The organism is Myxococcus sp. CA005 (assembly GCF_006518205.1).
GTDB lineage: Bacteria > Myxococcota > Myxococcia > Myxococcales > Myxococcaceae > Myxococcus > Myxococcus xanthus.
This window is the reverse complement of sequence record NZ_SRLV01000122.1, coordinates 1-20,028: the sequence shown is the minus strand read 5'-3', so window position 1 is coordinate 20,028 and position 20,028 is coordinate 1. Positions and strand designations below refer to the sequence as shown.

The window sequence follows — 20,028 nt, the reverse complement described above, 5'->3', positions numbered from 1 at the left end:
GGCTTCGGCGGCTCGGGGGGCGGCGGGGGCGGCTTCGCCACCTCCACCATCACCATCTCCACGGGGCGCTTGGGCACGGGGCGCGAGCGCGAGTCGCCCTCCCCCAGCGCCCAGAAGCCGCCGACGTGAATCCCCAGCGACACGAGCAGGAATGCGCCCACCACGGCGAGCGAGCGGTCGTGCGTGGGCGTCGTGGGACTATTTTCGAGGACCGCCTGACTCATGCGCTGATGCCTCGCTTCAGGGCGCTGCGGGCGCAGCCGCGGGGGCCACGTCCTTCTCGATGTTGAGCGCGAACTTCGCGATGCCCTGACCCTTCACCACATCGATGAGCCGCATGACGCGGCCGTAGGGCAGCGACTGGTCGGCGCTGATGATGGCGCGCGTGTCCTTGTCCTTGGCCACCGCCTCGGCGACCTTCGCCTCCAACTCCTTCTCGGTCATCTCGGTGCCGTCGAAGAAGAACTTGCCCTCCTTGTCCAGCACCACGTTGACCAGGCCCTGCACCGTCTCACCGCCGTTGGCGGCTCGGGGCAGGTCCACCTCCACCGTCTCACGGACGATGAAGTTGGCCGTCACCATGAAGATGATGAGCAGCACCAGCACCACGTCCACCAGCGGGGTGACGTTGATGCCGGTGATTTCGTCGTCGTTGTCCTGCGCGCTGCCCGCCATGGCCTAACGGGCCTCCGAGCGAAGACTGCCCACCAGCGCGTGGCCCAGGGCATTGGCGCGGCTGGTGAGCGTCTTGAGCTGACGGCTGAAGACGTTGAAGGCCACCACCGCCGGAATCGCCACCGCCAGACCCACGGCCGTGGCGACGAGCGCTTCGGAGATGCCGGCCATGACGGTCTGCTGCATGGCCCCGCCGCCGCCCTGGGCGTTCATCTTCCCCAGGTCATTGAAGGCCTTGATGATGCCCAGCACCGTGCCGAACAGACCGATGAACGGCGCGTTGTTGCCCAGCGTGCCCAGGTAGGACAGGAAGCGCTCGTAGCGTGGGCGCTCACGCGACAGGGTGGAGGCAATCACCTGCTCCACCGTGTCCGCGCCCTGGTCGGCGCACGCCAGCCCTTCACGCAGGATGGCGGCCTCCATGCCCTGACGCCCCTGGATGGCGGCCTTCACCGCGTCCAGCTCACCGCGCGACAGCCGCACCGCCAGCGCCTCCGAGTCCGGCAGCCGGTGACGGGCGAAGTACACCGTGCGCTCCAGCATGATGGCGATGGAGAGCACCGACAGGCACACCAGCACCCACAGCACCCACTCCGCGGAAGTGAGCGTCACCCCCAGCAGCTTGCTGCTGAGCCACCCCAGTTGCTCCGGGTGGGCCTGGGCGAAAACGGCGATGGACGGCATGGTGTCTTTCCCCTCGCGAAGCACGTTGGCGCGACCAGAACACCGGGCCCGAATTGAAGTGTCACCTGGTGGTCGGATTTTTTCCGGGCCCCTCTGACGGCGAGGGGCCAGAATGCGCGCCATGCGAGGAAAAACGGTGGTCGTCACGGGCGCCTCGGCGGGCATTGGCGAGGCGCTGGCGGTGGTGCTGGCCGGACGCGGCGCCAACCTGGTGCTGGCGGCGCGAAATGAGGAAGCGCTCCAGCGGGTGAAGGCCCGGTGCGAGTCGGCCGGCGGGCGCGCGGTGGTAGTGCCCACCGATGTAGGTGACGCGGAGGCCTGCCGCCACCTGGTGGAGCGGGCGGTGGAGGCCTTTGGCGGCGTCGACGTGCTGGTCAACAACGCGGGCGTGACGATGGACGCGCGCGTGGACGAGGTGAAGGACCTGTCCCTCTTCGACCGGCTGATGCGCATCAACTACCTGGGCGCGGTGTACTGCACCCACCACGCCCTGCCCCACCTCAAGGCGCGGCGCGGACTGGTGGTGGCCGTGTCGTCCCTCACGGGCAAGACGGGCGTGCCCAACCGCAGCGGCTACGCGGCCAGCAAGCACGCCATGCACGGCTTCTTCGACTCGCTGCGCATCGAGCTGCGCGGCACCGGTGTGGACGTGACGGTGGTGTGCCCCGGCTTCGTCGCCACCAACATCCGCGACAGCGCGCTGGGCGCGGACGGCCAGCCCGTGCGGCAGAGCAAGCACGACGAGAGCGCGGGCAACATGGACGTGGACACCTGCGTGGCCATCATCCTGCGCGCCATGGAGCGCCGCGAGCGCGAGGTGGTGATGACCACCAAGGCCCGCGTCGCCCAGTTCCTCAAGCTGGTGGCCCCGGGCGTGGTGGACCGCATCACCGCGAAGACCATCCAGGACCGGCGGCGCTGATTCGCGCGGCTCAGGTGGCCGGCGGAGGCGTGGCCGGCCGCTCCACGCGCGTCAGCAACCCGGTGATTCCCTCGAAGGAGGCGTTGCCCACCTGGTGCAGGCCGAAGCCCCAGAGGAAGGCCGTCATGCACGCGCCGAAACCGCCCCACGTGGGCGAGAAGACATTGAGCAACTGAAGCCCCAACGCCACCGCCACCGTGGTGAGCAGCGCCAGCACGCCCAGCTCCACCAGCCACATGTGACGCGGCGACGGCAGCGGCATGCCCTCGAAGTCGCCCAGCGCGGGTGCCCCTCCGGCGGGCGCCTCCGGCAGCGCGAGGATGCTTCCACCGCTGGGCGCGGTGGGAGGAGGCACGGAGGGCGCCCCGTCGACCCCGTCGTCCGACGCGAGCGACTCCAGGTGGAAGCTCTTCGCCATCCGCTGGGACTGGCTGGCGGAGACAAACCGGACGCGCGCCTCGCCGTACTTCCCCGCGGCCTCGTGCGACGACTCCGCCACCAGAAGACCCATGGCTTCGCGCAGGAGCGCCTCCACCTCATCGAGCGCCTGCGTCTGCGCCTCGGACTCACTGACGTGCCGCGCCTCGTCCACCGCGCCGCGCAGCTCCACGATGAGCTGGCGCACATAGGCGGCATGCGCGCCCTGGTACATGCGGACGGCATCATCCACGCTGGTGTTCGCGCGCTCGCGGGCTCTCTCCAGCAGTGTGTTCACCTGCCGGGTGAGGGCCTCCCACTCCTCCTCCGTGAAGCCTCGCGGCGGCGTGCGGGACGCCAGGGCCGCGGACAGCTCCTCGCAGAGGATGTCGAAGTACGAGCGGCGAGCGAACTCCAACTGGCGCCGGGCGGCGTCCAGCGCGCCCCGCGCCAGTTCCTCCCGCACGGTCGACAGCAGGGACAGCAGTTCGTACTTGAGCCGGAAGCCCAGCGAGTCCTCACCGTGCTGCTCCACCAGCGTCCGCGCCTGACGGTCGATGTCCTGCAACCGCGCCTCCAGCCCGGCGCGCGCCAGTCCGTCCACGTCCAGCTCCCGCACCTTGGCGGCGAGGCGGTCCAGTTGCTCGGTGGCGGTGTCCTCCGTGCGCAGCGCGCCTTCCACTTCCGCCAGCAACTGGCTCGCCTGCTCCGGACGCAGCTCGGCCGGGAGCGCATCCAGCTTGCGTGACGTGTCACACCACGCGCCGTACAGCCTTAGACGAGGCTCCAGCGCGGTCAGGTCCCCGTCGCGCACGCGGATGCCTCGCACCGGCCGGCGAATCTCCAACGCGAGCCCGTCCACCTGGCCCAGCATCACCTGCCCTACCTCCCGCGCCCGAGCCCCCTGCCCGCTCACCACGGCCTGGAGCCGGCGGTGCAGCTCCATGACCCGCTGCAAGCGCAGCGTCCGGGGCCGGATGCGCTGCGAGTACAGGCGCACGCCGAACGACGACACGGCCCCCGCCGCGATGAGCAGCGCGCCCCACAACCAGGGCGAGCTCACCCACAAGGTGAAGGGCTGCTCCACCGGCGTGCCCGAGCGCACGGACAGGCGCACGGTGCCGGTGTACTCGCCCGGACCTTCCAGGCCCCGCAGGTTCAAGAGCAGCGCGCCGCTCCCATGCGCGCTCACGGGAATGCCGCCGTCCACCGACGTGACATCCAGGTTGCCGCCATCCGGCTTCCCGCCCTCCAGCGCGAAGCGCACGCTCTGGAAGCGCGGCTGGATGAGGGCCGAGTCCATGTCCGGTGCCTTGCGCTGCAATTGCAGCAACTGGGGCACCGACACGACACCGCCCACGCCCGCCGTCTCCTTGAACGGCAGCCGCACGGTGGCGTCGATGGAGCCCCAGCCCCAGCCCGCGGACGTCACCGCTGGCGACGTGGCGATGAACTGCACCGCGGGCACCGCCTGCACGCGCGTGACGATGAGCGCGGTGGTCTCCCGCCCTTGCGCGTGCACCAGCACCACATGGCCCGTGTAGTCCCCCGTGACGGGCAGGCGCCCGGACAGCTCGACGTGGATGGGGCGCCGCGTGGAGATGGGCACCGTGGCGCCCCCGGCCTCCGCTTCCTTCACCACGGCCTGCAACGGCACCTGCACGCCGTCCCGGGACTGGAGCGGATCCACCAGCACCGTCACGCCGCCGGGCAGCTCGCCGTCCACGCCTCTCGCCACGCCGCCGGCCACGGCCACGTCGCCGACCACCTCCGGCGCGCTCAGCAAATCCACGCGCAGCACGTGCCGGAAGTCCTCCGACGCTGTCCGCAGCTTCACCTCGTTGCTGGCGGAGGCACCCGCCACGCGCAGCGAGGGCTCAGCGCCGGCCCCCCAGGGAAGGATGAGCAACAGGAGCAGGGCCGGAAGACGCACGAGCCCCCACGCGGAGTGGGTGACGGCGGGACGGGTGCCAGCGGAACGCATTCACTGACTGTATCAGGCGGCCCCCATGCCTCCACTTCGCGCCCCTACCCCCACCCCAACTGGCTCAACATGCTCCCGGACAGGCTGCCGCGGATGGTGTCGATGGGGATGCCCTCGTTGTGTCCCACCGACGCGGACGGGACGCGAGGCCCACCGCTGTGATGCAGCGCGGCCAGCCGCAGGTCCTGGGTGAAGCAGGGTGCCCCCGAGGAGCCCGGCCCCGTGCACGCGCGGTACGCCACGCGTGTGCGGCCCGGATTGACGCCCAGGAACTCATCGAGCGCGACGCTCATCGGCTGGCCCGCCGGGTGCTGGACGATGAGCACCAGGCTGCCGGGCGTGAAGGACTCCCGCGAATCGGGCGGCTCCAGCCAGCCTCGGGGCTCCCCGTCGACCAGGTCCTCGCCGGGGACACCCGCCACCTCGAGGAAGGCGTAGTCCAGCTCGCCCGACGTGGCATCACGCGGACGCGGGTGCATCAGGTCCGCGGGGCTGTAAGGACTGCGCGCCAGACAGCGCGTCACGCGATACACCGTCCCCGGATGTAGCAGTGTCCCGTCCTGGAGGACCTTGCGGCCGAAGCGCACCCGTAGAGACTCCAGCAGCCTGTTCTCGATGACGTGGAAATTGGTGAGCACGACGCTGGGAGACACCAGGAAGCCGGTGCCCAGCGCCGCGCCCACCTCCGGCTCCACGCGGCACACCTGCCGCTCGATGGAAGTCAGGCGCTTGCGCCAGTGCTCACGCTCGGCGTCCGCCCGGCCGCTGCCGAAGATGCGCTCCAGTCCGACACGGGGGATGCTGCGCTGGATGGACGCGAGGTACACCTGCACGAAGCGTTGGAGGCGAGGGTGTCGGGGCAGGGCCTGGTAGACGCCGCGAATCAGCTCGCGCAGCCAGCCCTCCGCCTCCGCCATGTGGATGAGCGCGAAGACGCGCTCACGCAGCCCACCGGAGACGCCCAGCGCTTCCAAATCCCTGCGGCAGGTGGCGGCCACGACCCGGCGAAGGTGCTCCACCGAGGCAAACGCGCTCGTCAGCGCCCGCTGTAGCTCGTCCCTCTCCGCGCCGTCGAGCTCCATGCTTGCCACCCACGACGAAACAACCCTGGGAGCGGTTGCGACTCCGTGTTGCTGCTGGGAAATCTGTGCATCCCCTGCGTGAGTGCCCAGTTGGGAGCGCGGACTACATTTCTTGGAGGCCCGTGAAGTCACCACGAGTCGACACATAACGCGCCCCGCAGCGCCGGGGCAGTGGCCCGGGGGGCAGGAAGTGCCAGCGACTTCTCCTCAGCGTACGGCCCACGTAGCGGGGGGTACGTAGGACACCAGGTCAGGGCGCGACAGGGCCATCAGCGACGACGCGCCTCCCTGGAGCGTGCCCGCCAGCGTCGGGATGACGCGGAAGCGCGCCTGGAAGGGCTCGCCCGGCCCTCGGGGAGGAAGCCGCAGCGTCACCGCGCCATCCTCACTCTGCCAGGACGCCACCTTCCCTTCGCGCACGAGCGCCTCCAGGCTGGCGGTGTCCACCTGCACGCCCGCGGGCAGCCCATGGCGAATCACCAGCGGCAGGCCCGACGGCGTGGAGGCCTGGAGCATCACCTCCGACGGCTGCCCTACCTTCGCGTCCGAGGGCACCTGCACGGACAACTCCAACCCGGCCTGTGCCTGCTGCGTCCACGGCACCGCGGCGCTCAACGCCAGCGCGAAGCCCAACCCGGGCACCGCGGGCTCCGCGCGCACCGTCCAGGTGTGCGCTCCGCCGGAGCCCGGCGCCGCCGCCTCCAGGGACAGCACCTCACGCAGGGCCTTGGCGTCGAAGGTGCCCTCCGTGATGACCTGGCCGTCCCGCTCCAGCACCACCCGCACCTGGGCGGGCAGCGGCTCGCGGAAGAGGGACACCACGGCCTGCAAGGCCAGGCGGTTGGCGCGCCCGTTGCCCCAGCCGTTCACCGGCTCATAGCTGGCGAGCAACGCGGCGCCCAGGTCCGCCACGGGTGCCTTCGCGTCGCCCTCCAGGGCCAGCACGGCCAGCGCGGTGGCCTCGGCCTCCGTCGGCGTGCCGCCCGCGGCGTCCACCACGCCCGCCTCCACGGGCAGGAACGCGGCACCCTCGTCGCGCCGCTGCACGGCGTCCCGCACCTGCTCGCGCAGTGAGTCCCGCAACGAGCCCGTCACCGCGCCGCTCGCCAGCAGCGCCGCCGCGGTGTAGCCATCCTTGACGTGCGCCCGGTTGCGCTCCAGCGCACCCGAGGCCCGCGCGGTGAAGAAGGCCGCGCGGCGCTTGCCCTCCGGCGTCACCGCCGCCGCGTTCACCGCGCGCGTGCAGTCCGCGGTGGCCACCAACAACCGCTGGAGCGTCCAGCCATTGCCGCCCTGGCAGGTGCCGTCCGGGAGCTGCGCCGCCGCCACCTGCGCGGCCAGCCGCTCGCCCAGGCGGGCCAGCACGGGGTTGTCCGGATGTGCCAGCGCGCCCTCCGCCAGCAGCGCCGCCGTGGCCACGTCCGGCGCCCGGCTCCACCGCAGCGCGCGCTGGGTCGCCCGCATCAGCCCCGCTCGTACCGACTCCACGTCCACTTCACCGGGCTCCGGGGGCACGGGCGCCTTCAGCCGCTGCCCGGGCGTGCTCAGCGCCTTCAGCGCCTCCGCGGACCGCGTCTCGCCCAGAGCGGTCAGGAGCTCCGGCGCGCGGCCCGTCAGCAGCAGCGAATAGCCCACGCCGGCCGCGTCCTCGCGCGCGCTCGCGTTCAGCAACTCCGAGCGCAACACGCCCAGCCCGCCGGGGAACACCCGCACCCGGACGCGCTCACTTCCCGGCTGCGCGTCCACCGCCCCGGTGAGCGACAACGAGCGCGGCGCCGCCAGCGTGCCACCGCGCGTCTCCACCACCGGCCGCCCCGTGGACCACACGGGGAAGTCCCGCACCACCGCGTCGGTGGCACCCAGCGTCGCGCGCACCGCCACCTGTCCCGGCGTGGCCACCCGCACCGTCACGTACTCGACCACACTGCCGCGCGCCGGAACGCGCACGGTGCGGCTGCCGCCCTCCACCAGCGCGCCCGGCACCTCCACCTTCAAGGGCGCCTCCACCGCCGCGTCCGTGGTGTTCATCACCTGCACCGGCATCCGCACGGCGTCGCCCGCGCGCAGGAAGGCCGGCAGCACCGGGTCCACGTACGTGGGCAGCGTGCCCGTGAAGGACGTCACCGCGCCGGACTGCGCGCCCGAACGCGAGTGCGCCAGCGCCAGCACCCGCCACTGCGTGAGGCGGTCCGGCACGCGCACAGGCACCGTCGCCGCGCCGGACGCGTCCGTCACCACCAGGGGCTCGAAGAGGAACGTCTCCGGGAACCAGGCACGGCTGGGCGTGGCGTCTGCCTCCGCGCCGCCTCCGCCCTTGCGTGCATCATCCTTGACCACGACGCCGCGGGCACTGCGAAGCGCGCTCGAGAACCCGAGCATCCCCCCTTCCATCTCCCCGATCTCCATCTGCGGCTCCGCCATGACCGGCGGGGGGGCCAGCACCGCTTGCACCTCGTCGTACTCGGAGTTGTTCTGTCCAAAGGTGCGGAGGCTTTTCGATGCCTGGGGCGCGGGCGCCCCCGCCAGTGCGTCAGCGGATGCGCCGAACAGGCGCCGCACGTTGTCACCGAAGAGCGCCACGAACATGACCAGTCCCACCAGACTCGCCAGGGAGCACCCCACCCCGGCGAAGAACGAGCGATTCATGGCGCCTCCTGGGCAACCCAAGCGTTCCAGTTCTCCACGTCCTCCGGCAGCCGCGTGCCGCTGGACACCACCGCCCGCGGGTCGGTGAGCGCCAGCAGGTCCACGGGCAGCCGCGACAGCTTCAACCGGCGGCCAAAGGCATCCGTCACCTTGTCGCCGCGCTTCTCACACGCCGCCAGCGCGCCCTCCCACAGCCGGGCCATGCCCGCGGGGTCCAGCGTCTGCCCCTGCGGCGCCTTCTCCTCCCAGGCGCGCACCTGTGCGTGCAGCTCCGCCAGCACGGTGTAGAAGGGGTCGGTCAGCTCCGACTCCGGCTCGAAGGCCGTCACCGCGTTCACCGTCACGCGGGGCTCCGTGTGCTCGCGCCGAGGCACGTCGCTCACCCGCAGCACCGCCGCCGACGCCGCGTTGGCCCCGCGAATGCGCCCCATGGCCAGCGCCTGACCGTCCAGGACACCGAAGGCCGGCGAGGCCACCGTGGGCACGGGCCGCAGTTGCCCCAGCGCGTCCGGCCCTGGCAGCGGCGCCAGCTGCGCCAGCGTCTCATCCACGCCGAAGAGGCCCACCGCCGCCGGACCGTCCTGGCCATCCACCCGCGTCTGCAACTGGAGCCGGGCCAGCTCGCCGGGAGAGTAGCGCTGCTTGTCCGGCGTCACCTCCACGGAGAGCTGCGCGCGCGGCGCCACGTACACCCGCCCCTGCGCGCCCTCCCAGTACGTCATCGCCCAGCCCTCGAAGTCCTCGGGCAGCTTGAAGCGGACCGAGCGCGTCGCCTTGTCCACCTTCTCTTCCATTCGTTGGTTGCCCGCCTGGAGCACCAGGGTGCCGGGCAGCGGGCCCTCGAACTGGGGGCCGCGCATCAGCTCGATGCGGACCTCCTCGCCGCCGCGCGCCAGCACCGGCGTGGCGCGCAGGCGCGTAGGTGGCACCTCCGCCGGACGCAGCACCAGCTTCGTTTCGCCCACGACCTCACCGCCCTGCGTGCCGCTCACCTTCAGCTCGTAGCCCAGGAAGGTGGTGGCCTGGGCGACGTCCTGGTGCTCCATTCCGGCGGATGGATGGGCGGTGAGGTACGCCACGCCCAGGGCATTCTCCGTCCGCGCCGATTCTGGCAGCCGGACGCGCGCGAAGCGCTCCTGGACGCAAGGCAGGGCTGACGCGGCCAGCGAGCCCGACTGCTTCGGCAGCGTCACCCAGGTCAGCGACTCCAGGCCTCGCTTCCCCAGCCGCCAGCTCAAGGCCGCAGACAACGGGGCTTCCATGCCCAGGTCCCGAGGCAGACACGTGCGCGCATCACGGGCCGCGTCGGCCAGAGCCGCCACCAGCGATTCAGGCGCGCCATAGGCCGACTCCACCTCCACGGCCAACTCCGGCAGACCCGGGTCCATGACGCTCAGGCCCACGTGGAGGACCCGCTCTCGCCCAGCGGGCAGCGTGCGTGAGCGCAGCACGGAGGCCACGCAGGTGGGCAATGAGCTCGCCCCTGTCGCCACGTCCAGCACCGCGCCCGAAGCGCTCACGCGCAGGCCGAGCTCGACGTCAATCTCTCCCTGCTCGCTCGCTACGAAGCGCGCACAGGGCTCGAGCGCGGGCAACGCCTTCTCCAACGCGAGCAGATCCTCGAGCGAGGCCTCCCTCCCTGGCGCCAGCAGGTTGCGCGTCTGCCCCAGCCGCACCGTGGGCTCGGGCAGCGGCGGACGCACGGGCATGGGCGGCACCACGACGTTGACGGGAGGTCCGGGGTCGAGCTGGAAGACGGCCACGCCGTCCTCGTCCGTCATCGCGCGCACGCCTTCGTCCCGCGGATCCCAGGCGCGCTTCACCGTCAACTCCGTGCCCGGCAGCACCTGCCCCGCGGCCGTCGTCGCGCGCACGTAGACGCGGTTGTTGAAGCCCGGCGCCAGTCCGCCCTCCACCTCCGTCACCGCCGACACCTGCAGCGCGTCCTCGGACAGCAGCAGCGACACGCCGCCTTCGATGCGGTCTCCCGCCGCGTCCCGCGCCACCAAACGCGCCACCAGTTGGGCCTGTCCGCGCAGGTCCATGGGCACACGTGGCAGCGACAGGCGGAAGCGCCCCGCGGCGTCCGTGCGCGCACGATTTGGCAGGCCTCCCGCCTGCCACTCCGTGGGCGCGGGCCAGTCACCGTGGATGTCCCACGTCAGGCCCACCTCGATGTCGGCCACCGGCGCGCCCGAGGCATACGTCACCTGCCCATCCACCACCGGCACCTCGTCCACGCGCCAGAAGGGCCGGGCGCTGCGCGCCTCCACGCGGAAGCGCGGCAGGGTGAAGGGCTTCACCTCGAAGGACGCCGAGGCCTGCGCCCCGCCGCTCACCCAGCTCACCGTCCAGCTTCCTTGCGGCGCGCCCCGGTCCAGCGGGAAGCGCCCGGCCACCACACCCCAGGGCCCGGCCGGCGCGCGCTCCTCCAGCACCACTTCGCCGGTGGAATCCCGCACCACCCACGTCCCCGGCCGCCCATCCAACGGCGCCAGGTCCTTGGCCCTCAGCACCACCGCGCGGAAGAGGACCTCGTGGCCCGGCTCGTACAGGGGCCGGTCCGTCAGCACATGCGCCAGGGCATTGGCATACAGCGGCAGCGGCGCATCCACGGTGTCCGTACCCAGCGGCGAGGTGACGCGGGCCCGGAGCTGGTAGTCACCGTCCGGTACCTCCGGCAGCACAACGCGGGCCGACAGCCCCCGGTCGTCCGTGGTGCGCGTCCACTCCGTCCCTTTCGACAGCGGAAGCGGCGTCTCCTTCCCCTCCCCGTCCACCAGGAACACGGCGGCCGTGCCCTTTGTCACCAGGGCCTTCATCATCTGGCCGGATTCCGGGTGCGGCGCCAGCGCATGCGTCACGACCACCACCTGCCCCGTGTCGCCACGCGCCAGGCCGGAGCCATGGACCTCCACCACCTGGCGGAACTGTCCGTCCGGACAGCTCGGCACCTTCACTCCTCGCAGGACCCAGGCGGAAAGGCAGACGTCCCAGGAGGCAAAGGCTACCGCGCCCCCCACGAGCAACGCAGCCAGTCCTCCCCCCAGCAGCCGGCGGCGCCGGAAGCGGATTGTCATCGGTTCTCCCCTTCCCTCCACTCTATGCCGGGAAGCCGAGGCCCTGACGAGGCCCCCCGTTCTTCGCGTGGCTCAAGACGGTGCGCTAGGGTCGCCGCTCCTTGCCAGCGCCCAAGCCCAAATCCCGCCTGCCCCAGGACGCGCTTCCCGTGCGCCTGGAATCGCTCCTGGAAGCACTGACCGACCGGCATCTGGCGGACCGGCTGGAGCGCGTGCACCGCGCGGCGGCGGTGGCCATCGACCGGCTGGGGCACCTGAGCATCGCGAAGTACGAGCCCACGTCGGTGGAAGCGGACGGCGGCGCGGACCTGTCGCTGTGGGAGACGATGGCGCCGGCCATTGGCGACACACTGGTGGGCGTCAACCAGCTCATCAGCGCCGTCCACCAGGAGTTCCCGCCCCCCACGCGCCCGGTCGGGCTCGGCGACGGTGGCTGGGCCCCGCCGCCGGCCAGCTCGGATGAGCGCCTTGCGCAGGAGGTGGAGGCGGTGCTGCACGCCATCGCGGACCGGCTGGCCCGGCGTGTGGCGGAGCTGGGACAGCAGATGCGCCGCCCGGAGGTGGTGAGCGACCGCTGGACGCTGATGGCCGAGCTGCAGTCCTTCCGCGCCGACTTCCGCGTGCGCATCGGCGACCTCGTGTACCTCACCGCCTCGGCCTTCGCCGACGTGCGCCGCGAAGAGGTGGTGCCCGGCTACGCCCACCAGCTGGGCGCACGGGCGGCGCTGCGCGCGGCGGCGGCGGACCTGCGCCGCTCCCTGCAAGGCCGGCTGGAGCGCGCGGCGAAGGCGGAGGCCCGCGCGCGCCCCTCGCTGGCACGGCAGGTGGCGGAGAGCCTGTCCGCCTTCGTATCCCTTCCCGCGTCAGTGGCGCTGCGCACGCCGCAGAAGCACCAGGTGCTGGAGCTGCGCGCACGGCTGCTGGACACGGCCACCCAGTCGGAGCTGGCGCCGGACGCGCTGCCAGAGCTGGTGGAGCCCTACCTCACGACGTTGGATGAGCAGATGGAGGAGGTGACGCGCACCTGGCTCGTCGTCCATGACCGCGCGATGTGGGCCACCTGCGGCATGAAGCTGGAACAGGCGGACATGCACCTCACGCTGGGCTCACGAGGCGCGGAGCGCGTGCTGGCGGAGGCGGTGGAGGCGGCGGGCGCGCTCCAGGGCCGCTCGGCGCCCTTCGACGCCTTCCTGCGCAAGGCGAGGCAGGAGGCGGGCGACGGACTGGACGAGGCAGGAGCGCGGGAGCTGCTCGGCCGGTTTCGGGAGCGGCTCGCGGCCCTGCCCTTCAGTTGAAGCGGGATTACGGCTTGGTGCCTTCGGCCTTCGCGCCCTCGGGCAGCGCGGGCGACTCGGGCTTCGGCGGGAGGATGCGCAGCTCGCCGTAGCGCGCGGCCAGCGACTCCGACGTCATCTCCTCCTGCCACTGCTTGGGGTTGGTGTTCCAGCCGTAGTCGGCCGGCACCTTGCCGCCGCCCTGGCTGGCGTAGCCAATCATGTCCGGGAACTGCTTGGACCAACGGCCCGCGGGGTCCGGCTCCTTGGTGATGAGCTGGCGGTTGGGACGGTGAAGGAAGGGCTTGGGTGCGTCACTCATGGCCCGTAGCCTCTCCGAAAGCAGCCCGCGAGGGTAGAGGGAAGACGCGGAGCCTCAGGCCGCCCGGCGGGTCCGCTTGCGGCGCCCGGTGCTCACCGGCGGCAGCACGCGGGGGCCCATTTCGAACACCGCGGCGAAGAAGCGGGCCTGGGCCTCGCTGCCATACCGGTATCGACGCACGGCCCCGGCCCACGTCTCCACCTCCACACCCCAGCCTCGCCGGTCATGGAGGAGCTCCACCCGCAGCACCCCACCCATGCCGCCACCGTCACCCTGTGCATCCATGCCCCGGGCTCTTGAAATCCCCGTGCCAGGGCGCACACGCGACATCACCGGGTTGCGGTGTCGGCCACCCACCAAAGCGCGGCGGGCCCGTAAGGAATGCAGGAGGGCTCGGCCGCCCGCCTGCCCGCCAGGCCATGCCCGACCGGGGGACACCGCAGGTCGCCTTGTGCCCCGCGATTCCTGCGTTAACTCAGAGGCATGACTCAATTCGAGAGCAACACCGGCGAGCGGTTCGCCGAATTCGTCCTCCCCGACGGCTGCGTGCTCTGCGGTGGAGAGGTGACTGTGCGTGCCTCTCAGGCGGGTGCGCACAGCTATTGCCCGCGGTGCCACTGGCTGTCCAAGCCCAGCATGCGCGTGCGCGACAACGGCGTGGAGCTGTCCTTCGCCACCACCGTGCTCGCCTGAGCACGCGCCGCCTCACGGCGGCAACATCGTCTCCGACAGCAATAGCGCCAGCAGGGTCGCCCTCTCGCCCTGCCCGAGGCGCAGCACTTCCTCGGGCAGGGACAGGGAGACGGGGCCCGGCTGGAGCGTCGTCCCAGGCTGGCAGGTGCGCCAGCCCGAATACCCTTCTCCCGTCACGGACAGCGTGTAGTTGCATCCGCCCATGGCGCCAGCGATGGCGAAGGGCGCGATGACGAGGCTCGACGGCTGGCTGGCGAAGTTTCCCTCCAGACGCAGGCCCGGCTCTGGCGTCCTTTCGAGGACGCGGAGGTCGACGGTGCCCTCCCCCACGCGTCCGAGCAGGTTTCCGCTGGCCCAGCCGACATCCACGTCACTGCCACGCACCTGTCCCACCAGCGCGGCGCCGCGCTGACGCAGCTCGACGCCGGGCCCCCGCACGACGCCGCCCTCCTCCAGGGACAGCGCCACCGACTGAGAGCCCGCTTCGAGCCGCAGCGGTCCTCCCTGTCCGGTGACGGAGACCTGTGCCCGCGAGGAGGGCGCGAGCGTCAGACACAACACGCCCAGGATTCCGATGACACCTCGTGGCCCTGTTTCGCTCCGTGACACATGACACCTGCTTTCGGCGGGTCCTCTGCCCGAAGGTGAGGCTCCGCCGAAGCCGTGGCAGGGCCCGTGGACCTGGCGCGCTCACGCCGGGACTCGAAAGGTCCCGGGAAGCGAGCGCAGGGTCCGTGGCTCAGTGGCCGCCGTATGTACCGCTCGCGGCGGGCACCGCTTCGGGCTCGCACTCGCGCCTGCGCTCGGATTCATCCCAGGCGCGGCCGTCCTCGTAGCCCCACTCGTCGACGTCCACCTGGTAGCTGACCTGCGACAACAGCCGGCCCCGGCACAGCTGCGAGTCCCAGTTGCCCTCCGCCAGCGAGCTGTTGGCGCGGGAGAGCAGCTCGCGCATCACCCACTCCGGGACGATGTCGCGGTCCGCGGGGTACGCGAAGCGGAAGAACATCAGGTGCGCGAGCAGCACCTCCCAGTACCGGTCGAAGCGCGCCAGCAGCCGCGGCCAGTCGAACGTGCGCCCCGTCTTCAGGAGCAAGTGCGTGAGCTCGTGCCCGTCGAAGCGCTCTCGCTCCAGGACGAAGGCCTTGCTCCAATAGATTTCCTCCGCCGGAGGCACATTGCACGCGCAGTTCAGCAGCCGGGCACGGACCGCGTGCTCGAACCAGCCGTCGTCAACGACGGTGATGCCGTTGCCGGACGCGAAGATGAGGTCGACGAGGAAGTCGTCCCAGAAGGCCTTGTGCAGCCAGCCGTGGACATTGCTCTGTGTGCTCCAGCCATTGCGCGCGAGCACTTCCAATGCGCGGTCCGCGTCGTCCTTGCGGATGAACAGGTCCAGGTCCTTCGTGTCGCGATAGATGCCCGTGTAGTGGGCGAACGCGTAGGCGCCGCCGACCAGGAACGGGATTCGCGCGTCAGACAACAATTGGATGGCATAGGCCCGTGCGCCCAGCTCGGCGACCGGCCGCCGAACCTCCATCCGCCGTGGGTCTCCCCCGGGCGCGCCCGAGGCCTTCGGTGGTTGCTCAGCCATGCGCCAAAAATAGGAGCGCGATGCCGGGACGACAGCGGTCCGGCCGCGTGGCAGGCCGCAGGACAGGCGGGCGTGCGTCAGCGCGCCAGCATCAACATCAGCGGCGCCGTCGCGAAGGACAGCGGAACGCCCACTCCCACCATCAACACCGCCAGGTCCGGGTCCAGGTCATGCTCGGCCGCGAGGATGGCCGCGCTCACCATGGGCCCCATGGCCGACTGCAGCAGCGTGGCCTGCACCACCGTGGGCGCCAGCCCTGGCAGGGCCAGCAGCCCCGCGGCCGTCAGCGCCGGCACCAGCAACAGCTTGTACGACAGCCCCAGGGCCACCGCGGGCAGCCGGGGCTTGATGCCCGACAGGCGCAGTTGCAGGCCAATGGCGAACAGCGCCAGCGGCGTCAGCAGCGAGCCCAGCCGCTCCAGCACTCCGTCCAGCCAGACGGGATAGGCCCATGGCCGCGTCGCCAACGCCACCACCAGCGCCAGGAACGCGGGAAAGGTGGCCACTTTGCGTGCGAGTTGGCGCAGGGACAGCGGCGTGTCCGCGCCCGCCCGGGCCGCCGCCACCGTGGCCAGCGAGGACAGCACCAGGAAGGAGCCGAGCTGATCCACCACCACCGCCACCGGCAGGCCCTTGGCACCCAGCAGCGCCTCTGCCATGGGCAGCCCCACGAAAGCGGTGTTGCCCAGCCCCGCCGTCAGCACCAACGCCATGATGGACGGCTTCGACAGCCCCAGCCGGGGCCCCAGCAGCCGGAAGAACGGCCCCGCGCCCAGGTAGTAGAGCCACGGCACCGAGGCGGCGACCAGGAGCTCCGGCACGAACACCAACTGGTGCATGGCCCGCAGCACCAGCGCGGGCAGCGCCACGTACAGCACGAAGGTGTTGAACGCCCCGGCGGAGCCCTCCGGGAACTTCCCACTGTGCCGGGCCAGGACGCCCAGCACCATACACGCCCCCAACAGCCCGATGACGTTCCCCATGGCGGGCGCAGCGTCTCAGCCCGCCGCGTCGGACTCCAGCGACATGCGGAAAAAGAAACGGGCGGCCTTCCCGTGAAGGAAGACCGCCCGTCGTTCACTTCACGTCGAAGCCTGGACTACGGCTTGGTGTAGTTGATGGCCAGGTTGAACGTACCGGACGAGTAGCCACGCACCATGATGTACGCGGTGGTCTGGCCCGCGGGCACGGCGATGTCGCACGTCTCGGAAGCGCCGGCGAGGTACGGACGGCAGTTGTACGCGCTCGTGGTGGGGGCCGCGCCAAAGCGGACGTAGAGGTCCGGGTCACCCGAGCCCGTCATCACGACCTTGAAGTTGGTGCCGGCCTTCACGCTGAAGGGGCCGTAGTTCTGGCTGCCACCCGAGGTCACGGAACCAGAGCGCGTCTCGCTCGTGGGCGTGCCGCTACCACCGCCCAGGGGCGCGAGGTAGTTGATGGTCAGGCTGAAGCTGGCGGCCGAGTAGCCACGCACCATGATGTACGCGCTGGTCTCGCCTTCCGGGACCTCGAGCTCGCAGGTCTCGTTGGCGCCGGCGAGGTACGGACGGCAGGTGTACGCGGTCGTGGTGGGAGCCGCGCCAAAGCGGACGTAGAGGTCCGGGTCACCCGAGCCCGTCCCCGTCATCACGACCTTGAAGGTCGAGCGGGGAACGACGGTGAAGGGACCGTAGTTGACGTTCGCGTTCGCGCCGACAGAGCCCGTGCGGGTCTCCGTGGTGGGCACACCTTCCGGGGGCGGCGGGGGCGGCGGGGGCGGCTCACCGTTCGGCGTGCCATAGAGCGCCTGGATGCCCTGGACGTCCTTCGTGGTCAGCACGAGGTCACCCGTCTGCGTGCCGTTGCAGTGCGGGTAGTGCATGACGGACGCGCTGTCGTAGGTCGTCAGCACGCCCCAGTTGCTGTCCTCGAAGCACTGGCCGCCGGCCTCGGGACGGGTGTGCTCGTGACGGAAGCCAAGCACGTGGCCCAGCTCGTGGCGCGTCACGCCCGCCAGCGTCCAGACGCCCATGGGGCCGAAGGCGCTGTTGTCGAAGAGGACGTTGCGGCTGGAGCGCGCGTCACCCGGGAAGAACGCGCGGGCGATGTACTGGCCATTCACGTTGATGGGGCGCACGTCGAACAGCACGTTGTTGTTGGAGGCGGTGCAGTTGGAGTCCTGCGCGCTCACGTGGACGAACTTCACGTGGCCGGCGGCCTCCCACGCGCCCGTCGCGCTGGCCATGGCGTTGACCACCGCCTGGTAGTTGCTACCGAAGGTGGTGCTCACACAGTAGGTGAGGTTCAGCTTCTGCGTGTCGTTCCACTTCGCGTCCGCCCCGCCCACGCGGTGGACGATGAGCTGCCCGTTCTTGACGTTGTTGTCATAGAACTCGCGCAGGTGCTTCTCGGTCGCGAACGTCGTGTCACCGTCAGCGATGAAGATGCCCGTGTCGGGCTCCTGGTACACGAGAGAGAGGAACTCCTCCCACGACATCCCCTGACCGAGCGTCTCCTCGGAGGCGGGGGTGGTGCCATCGCTACCGCCGCAACCGGCGAGCAGCGCCAGGCCCGTGAGGGCGCCGACGAACTTGGACTGTGACATGGACATCCTTGTTGGGATGAGTGGTTCGCAGCCGATTAAGCAGCCGCCATGCCAGCATCCAAGCCATCGCCGTCATTCAGGATTTCTGATGGCTCCCCGCTCAACGCGGTGTACCGGGACTCCAAGACCCCTCGGCCATTCGTAAACAGGCCTTACACTTCATCCTGAAACGACAGTGCTTCTAAGGGTTTGCCCATAGAAGAACAGCCGACTGAAATTCAGACAGGCCGTCCTGAAACAAGACACCCTTCGCCGGCCACCCATATTCTTTTGTCCTAAAAAAAGACGATGTCAGCGGAAATCCTACAGCCCCACCAGGCTCTCCGGACGATTCAGGCCGCGGGCACGGCCCAGCGGCTGGAGGATGTCCTGCGGCGGCGCGTCCGCGGTGAGCAGGAGCGCGCGCACGGCGGTCTCCACCACGTCCTCGGCACCGGGGCGGACCATGCCGCGGCGGGCATCCTCCACGCGCTTGCCGCGGTAGGCGTCGAAGCGCTCCTTCACGCGGCGGGCAACGTCGGACACCGCCTTGTCGCCCACCTCCACGCGCAGCTCCAATTCGTTGCGCAGTTGCACCGGGTCCGCGAGCACGCCGTACCGGTCATAGCCCTTGTGCGCCGTGTCCTCGTGCATCACCGCGTAGTCCTGCGTGTTGGGCGCGGGCACCTGCTGCTCCTTGATGAGGTCCCGCATCACCGCGGTGACGGAGGCCGTCACGGTGAGCCGGTGGAGCTGCACGTCGAACACGAAGTCCGAATACATGGGCTCCTCCACGGTGATGGGCTCGCGGAAGGTGGCGTCGCGGTGGCGCTGCACCTGCGTGCGCTGCCCCTCGGACTTGTCCAGCGCCTCCTCCAGCGCCTTCTCCTTCTGCAGGGACGCGGCGGCCTTGGCCACCAGCAGCACCTCCTCGGCGACGCACGCCTTGTTGTCGCAGCGTGAGGGGTTGCACTCGCTGGGGAACTGCCCCGGCCCGCTGACCTCGCGGGCGGCCTCGCCGCAATCCTGCAGGGCCTCGCGGCACTGGCGGCGCTCCCGCTCGCGGCAGCGCTCCGCGGCCACGCGCACCATGGACAGCTCCGCCTGCATGCGCAGGTACTCCCGCAGCGCGGCGGCCTGCTTGCGCTCCACATCCTCCAGGGTGCGCTCGGCCTTCAGGAGCTGGGTCTCGAAGCCGCTGCGGCGCGGGTTGGGCACGGAGCGATTTCCGGCGAGGTAGCGCTGCGTGCGCTGAGACTCCTCCACCACTTGGAGCGGCAGCACCCGCTCCAGTGACAAATCCAGCGTCACGCCTTCGCGGCCCGCCGGGGCCTCCGTCACCACGCGCAGGGGCAGTTGCGTGGGCAGCCTCGCCGCCAGCCGGCCGGCCGCCAGCCGCTGCGCCACGTCCGGCGCTCCGGCCCGGTCCTCCACCGGCGAGGCCACCACCAGGAAGGCCACCTCGTCACGCAGCTTCTGGCGCACGGCCTCGGCCCGCTCCCGCGCCGCGGTGGCGCCCACGCGCTCCTGGTCCGCGCGGACGTAGGCCACCAGCGCGTTGCCCAGCTTGCCGGCCTTCTCCAGGCCCTCACCCGTGCCGAACCAACGCCGCGCCCAGGCCACCTGCACGCCGTCCACGCCCCGCTTGGCGGCCGCGTGGTCCGGCGCCACCGACAGCACCGCGTCGAACTCCGTGCGCGCGTCCTGCAATCGTTCCGCCTTCAACGCCACGTTGCCCGCCGCCACGCGCGCATCCAGGGTGGCGCCAAGCAGCTCCCGCGCCGAAACGTTGTCCGCGTTGAGTTCCAGCGCGCGCACCAGGCGCTTCATCGCGCCATCCAGGTCCCCGGAGGCATGCACGGCGCGCGCACCCTCCAGCACCACCTCGCTCCAGGCCTGGCGCACCTTGCCCAGCTTCACCTTGACCTCGGAGGCCTCCGGGTCCGCCGCCAGCGCGCGCAGATAGGCCGCCTCCGCCTCCGCCCACTTCTGCTCCTGGCTGGCGGCGTCTCCCTCCTTCACCGCACGGGAGAAGGCGGAACAGCCGGACAGTGCAAGCACCAGGGCCAGGGCCAGGGCCCCCAACCAGGGG

General features: G+C 71.1%; 16 protein-coding genes and 1 pseudogene. 3 read left to right on the top strand and 14 right to left on the bottom strand.

Annotated elements, in window-relative coordinates; all coding sequences use genetic code 11:
• The 3 genes and pseudogenes from FMQ63_RS33935 to FMQ63_RS33925 form a co-directional block, all read right to left on the bottom strand.
• Nucleotides 1-224: pseudogene (locus FMQ63_RS33935) on the bottom strand (energy transducer TonB); the annotation flags it as partial.
• Between the two features lie 16 nt (nucleotides 225-240).
• Nucleotides 241-675, bottom strand: coding sequence for a biopolymer transporter ExbD (locus FMQ63_RS33930; protein WP_011550942.1), 435 nt, complete (start codon nucleotides 673-675; stop codon nucleotides 241-243).
• Nucleotides 676-678: 3 nt separating this feature from the next.
• Nucleotides 679-1,359, bottom strand: a complete 681-nt coding sequence (locus FMQ63_RS33925; RefSeq protein WP_011550941.1) for a MotA/TolQ/ExbB proton channel family protein — start codon at nucleotides 1,357-1,359, stop codon at nucleotides 679-681.
• A 112-nt stretch (nucleotides 1,360-1,471) separates the two neighbouring features.
• Here FMQ63_RS33925 and FMQ63_RS33920 point away from each other — a divergent pair, with 112 nt between their 5' ends.
• Nucleotides 1,472-2,281, top strand: a complete 810-nt coding sequence (locus FMQ63_RS33920) for an SDR family oxidoreductase (protein ID WP_011550940.1) — start codon at nucleotides 1,472-1,474, stop codon at nucleotides 2,279-2,281.
• A gap of 10 nt (nucleotides 2,282-2,291) precedes the next feature.
• Here FMQ63_RS33920 and FMQ63_RS33915 read toward each other — a convergent pair whose 3' ends face one another.
• From FMQ63_RS33915 to FMQ63_RS33900, 4 genes are all read right to left on the bottom strand, one after another.
• Nucleotides 2,292-4,682: a hypothetical protein gene (locus FMQ63_RS33915; protein ID WP_011550939.1), complete on the bottom strand. Its 2,391-nt coding sequence runs from the start codon at nucleotides 4,680-4,682 to the stop codon at nucleotides 2,292-2,294.
• A 44-nt stretch (nucleotides 4,683-4,726) separates the two neighbouring features.
• The gene (locus FMQ63_RS33910) at nucleotides 4,727-5,764 is read right to left on the bottom strand and encodes an effector-associated domain EAD1-containing protein (RefSeq protein WP_011550937.1); all 1,038 of its coding nucleotides are present in this window, start codon (nucleotides 5,762-5,764) and stop codon (nucleotides 4,727-4,729) included.
• A gap of 207 nt (nucleotides 5,765-5,971) precedes the next feature.
• Complete coding sequence (locus FMQ63_RS33905; RefSeq protein ID WP_225909741.1) at nucleotides 5,972-8,410, bottom strand: alpha-2-macroglobulin family protein; 2,439 nt, start codon at nucleotides 8,408-8,410, stop codon at nucleotides 5,972-5,974.
• Complete coding sequence (locus FMQ63_RS33900) at nucleotides 8,407-11,490, bottom strand: MG2 domain-containing protein (RefSeq protein ID WP_171452379.1); 3,084 nt, start codon at nucleotides 11,488-11,490, stop codon at nucleotides 8,407-8,409. The genes FMQ63_RS33905 and FMQ63_RS33900 overlap by 4 nt, the downstream gene beginning before the upstream one ends.
• A gap of 101 nt (nucleotides 11,491-11,591) precedes the next feature.
• On the opposite strand from FMQ63_RS33900, the gene FMQ63_RS33895 reads away from it, so the two are divergent.
• The gene (locus FMQ63_RS33895) at nucleotides 11,592-12,785 is read left to right on the top strand and encodes a hypothetical protein (protein WP_011550934.1); all 1,194 of its coding nucleotides are present in this window, start codon (nucleotides 11,592-11,594) and stop codon (nucleotides 12,783-12,785) included.
• Between the two features lie 7 nt (nucleotides 12,786-12,792).
• On the opposite strand, the gene FMQ63_RS33890 is transcribed toward FMQ63_RS33895, so the two are convergent.
• Both FMQ63_RS33890 and FMQ63_RS33885 read right to left on the bottom strand, forming a co-directional pair.
• Nucleotides 12,793-13,086: a hypothetical protein gene (locus tag FMQ63_RS33890; protein WP_011550933.1), complete on the bottom strand. Its 294-nt coding sequence runs from the start codon at nucleotides 13,084-13,086 to the stop codon at nucleotides 12,793-12,795.
• Between the two features lie 54 nt (nucleotides 13,087-13,140).
• Complete coding sequence (locus tag FMQ63_RS33885) at nucleotides 13,141-13,371, bottom strand: hypothetical protein (RefSeq protein ID WP_020478725.1); 231 nt, start codon at nucleotides 13,369-13,371, stop codon at nucleotides 13,141-13,143.
• 198 nt (nucleotides 13,372-13,569) lie between these two features.
• Here FMQ63_RS33885 and FMQ63_RS33880 point away from each other — a divergent pair, with 198 nt between their 5' ends.
• On the top strand, nucleotides 13,570-13,779 hold the full coding sequence (locus FMQ63_RS33880) for a hypothetical protein (protein WP_011550932.1): 210 nt from the start codon (nucleotides 13,570-13,572) through the stop codon (nucleotides 13,777-13,779).
• A 12-nt stretch (nucleotides 13,780-13,791) separates the two neighbouring features.
• On the opposite strand, the gene FMQ63_RS33875 is transcribed toward FMQ63_RS33880, so the two are convergent.
• The 5 genes from FMQ63_RS33875 to traC form a co-directional block, all read right to left on the bottom strand.
• Nucleotides 13,792-14,340 (bottom strand): hypothetical protein, encoded by a 549-nt coding sequence (locus FMQ63_RS33875; protein ID WP_225909739.1) that lies wholly within the window; start codon nucleotides 14,338-14,340, stop codon nucleotides 13,792-13,794.
• A 178-nt stretch (nucleotides 14,341-14,518) separates the two neighbouring features.
• Nucleotides 14,519-15,319 carry a nucleotidyltransferase family protein gene (locus FMQ63_RS33870; RefSeq protein ID WP_171452380.1) on the bottom strand — a complete coding sequence of 267 codons (801 nt, stop codon included), beginning with the start codon at nucleotides 15,317-15,319 and terminating at the stop codon, nucleotides 14,519-14,521.
• Nucleotides 15,320-15,450: 131 nt separating this feature from the next.
• Complete coding sequence (locus FMQ63_RS33865) at nucleotides 15,451-16,356, bottom strand: AEC family transporter (protein ID WP_011550929.1); 906 nt, start codon at nucleotides 16,354-16,356, stop codon at nucleotides 15,451-15,453.
• 116 nt (nucleotides 16,357-16,472) lie between these two features.
• A complete protein-coding gene (locus tag FMQ63_RS33860) occupies nucleotides 16,473-17,963 on the bottom strand; it encodes a pre-peptidase C-terminal domain-containing protein (RefSeq protein ID WP_011550928.1) in 1,491 nt (496 codons plus the stop codon).
• 297 nt (nucleotides 17,964-18,260) lie between these two features.
• Nucleotides 18,261-20,028, bottom strand: a 1,768-nt coding sequence (gene traC / locus FMQ63_RS33855; protein WP_141276922.1) for an outer membrane exchange accessory lipoprotein TraC, incomplete at its 5' end; no start/stop codon positions are given.

Excerpts from the sequence above, each read along its gene's own strand:
- FMQ63_RS33925 (WP_011550941.1), bottom strand. The coding sequence starts at position 1,359 with ATGCCGTCCATCGCCGTTTTCGCCCAGGCCCACCCGGAGCAACTGGGG.
- FMQ63_RS33910 (WP_011550937.1), bottom strand. The coding sequence starts at position 5,764 with ATGGAGCTCGACGGCGCGGAGAGGGACGAGCTACAGCGGGCGCTGACG.
- FMQ63_RS33905 (WP_225909741.1), bottom strand. The coding sequence starts at position 8,410 with ATGAATCGCTCGTTCTTCGCCGGGGTGGGGTGCTCCCTGGCGAGTCTG.
- FMQ63_RS33870 (WP_171452380.1), bottom strand. The coding sequence starts at position 15,319 with ATGGAGGTTCGGCGGCCGGTCGCCGAGCTGGGCGCACGGGCCTATGCC.
- FMQ63_RS33885 (WP_020478725.1), bottom strand. The coding sequence starts at position 13,371 with ATGGATGCACAGGGTGACGGTGGCGGCATGGGTGGGGTGCTGCGGGTG.
- FMQ63_RS33900 (WP_171452379.1), bottom strand. The coding sequence starts at position 11,490 with ATGACAATCCGCTTCCGGCGCCGCCGGCTGCTGGGGGGAGGACTGGCT.
- FMQ63_RS33890 (WP_011550933.1), bottom strand. The coding sequence starts at position 13,086 with ATGAGTGACGCACCCAAGCCCTTCCTTCACCGTCCCAACCGCCAGCTC.
- FMQ63_RS33860 (WP_011550928.1), bottom strand. The coding sequence starts at position 17,963 with ATGTCCATGTCACAGTCCAAGTTCGTCGGCGCCCTCACGGGCCTGGCG.
- FMQ63_RS33930 (WP_011550942.1), bottom strand. The coding sequence starts at position 675 with ATGGCGGGCAGCGCGCAGGACAACGACGACGAAATCACCGGCATCAAC.
- FMQ63_RS33865 (WP_011550929.1), bottom strand. The coding sequence starts at position 16,356 with ATGGGGAACGTCATCGGGCTGTTGGGGGCGTGTATGGTGCTGGGCGTC.
- FMQ63_RS33920 (WP_011550940.1), top strand. The coding sequence starts at position 1,472 with ATGCGCGCCATGCGAGGAAAAACGGTGGTCGTCACGGGCGCCTCGGCG.
- FMQ63_RS33880 (WP_011550932.1), top strand. The coding sequence starts at position 13,570 with ATGACTCAATTCGAGAGCAACACCGGCGAGCGGTTCGCCGAATTCGTC.
- FMQ63_RS33915 (WP_011550939.1), bottom strand. The coding sequence starts at position 4,682 with ATGCGTTCCGCTGGCACCCGTCCCGCCGTCACCCACTCCGCGTGGGGG.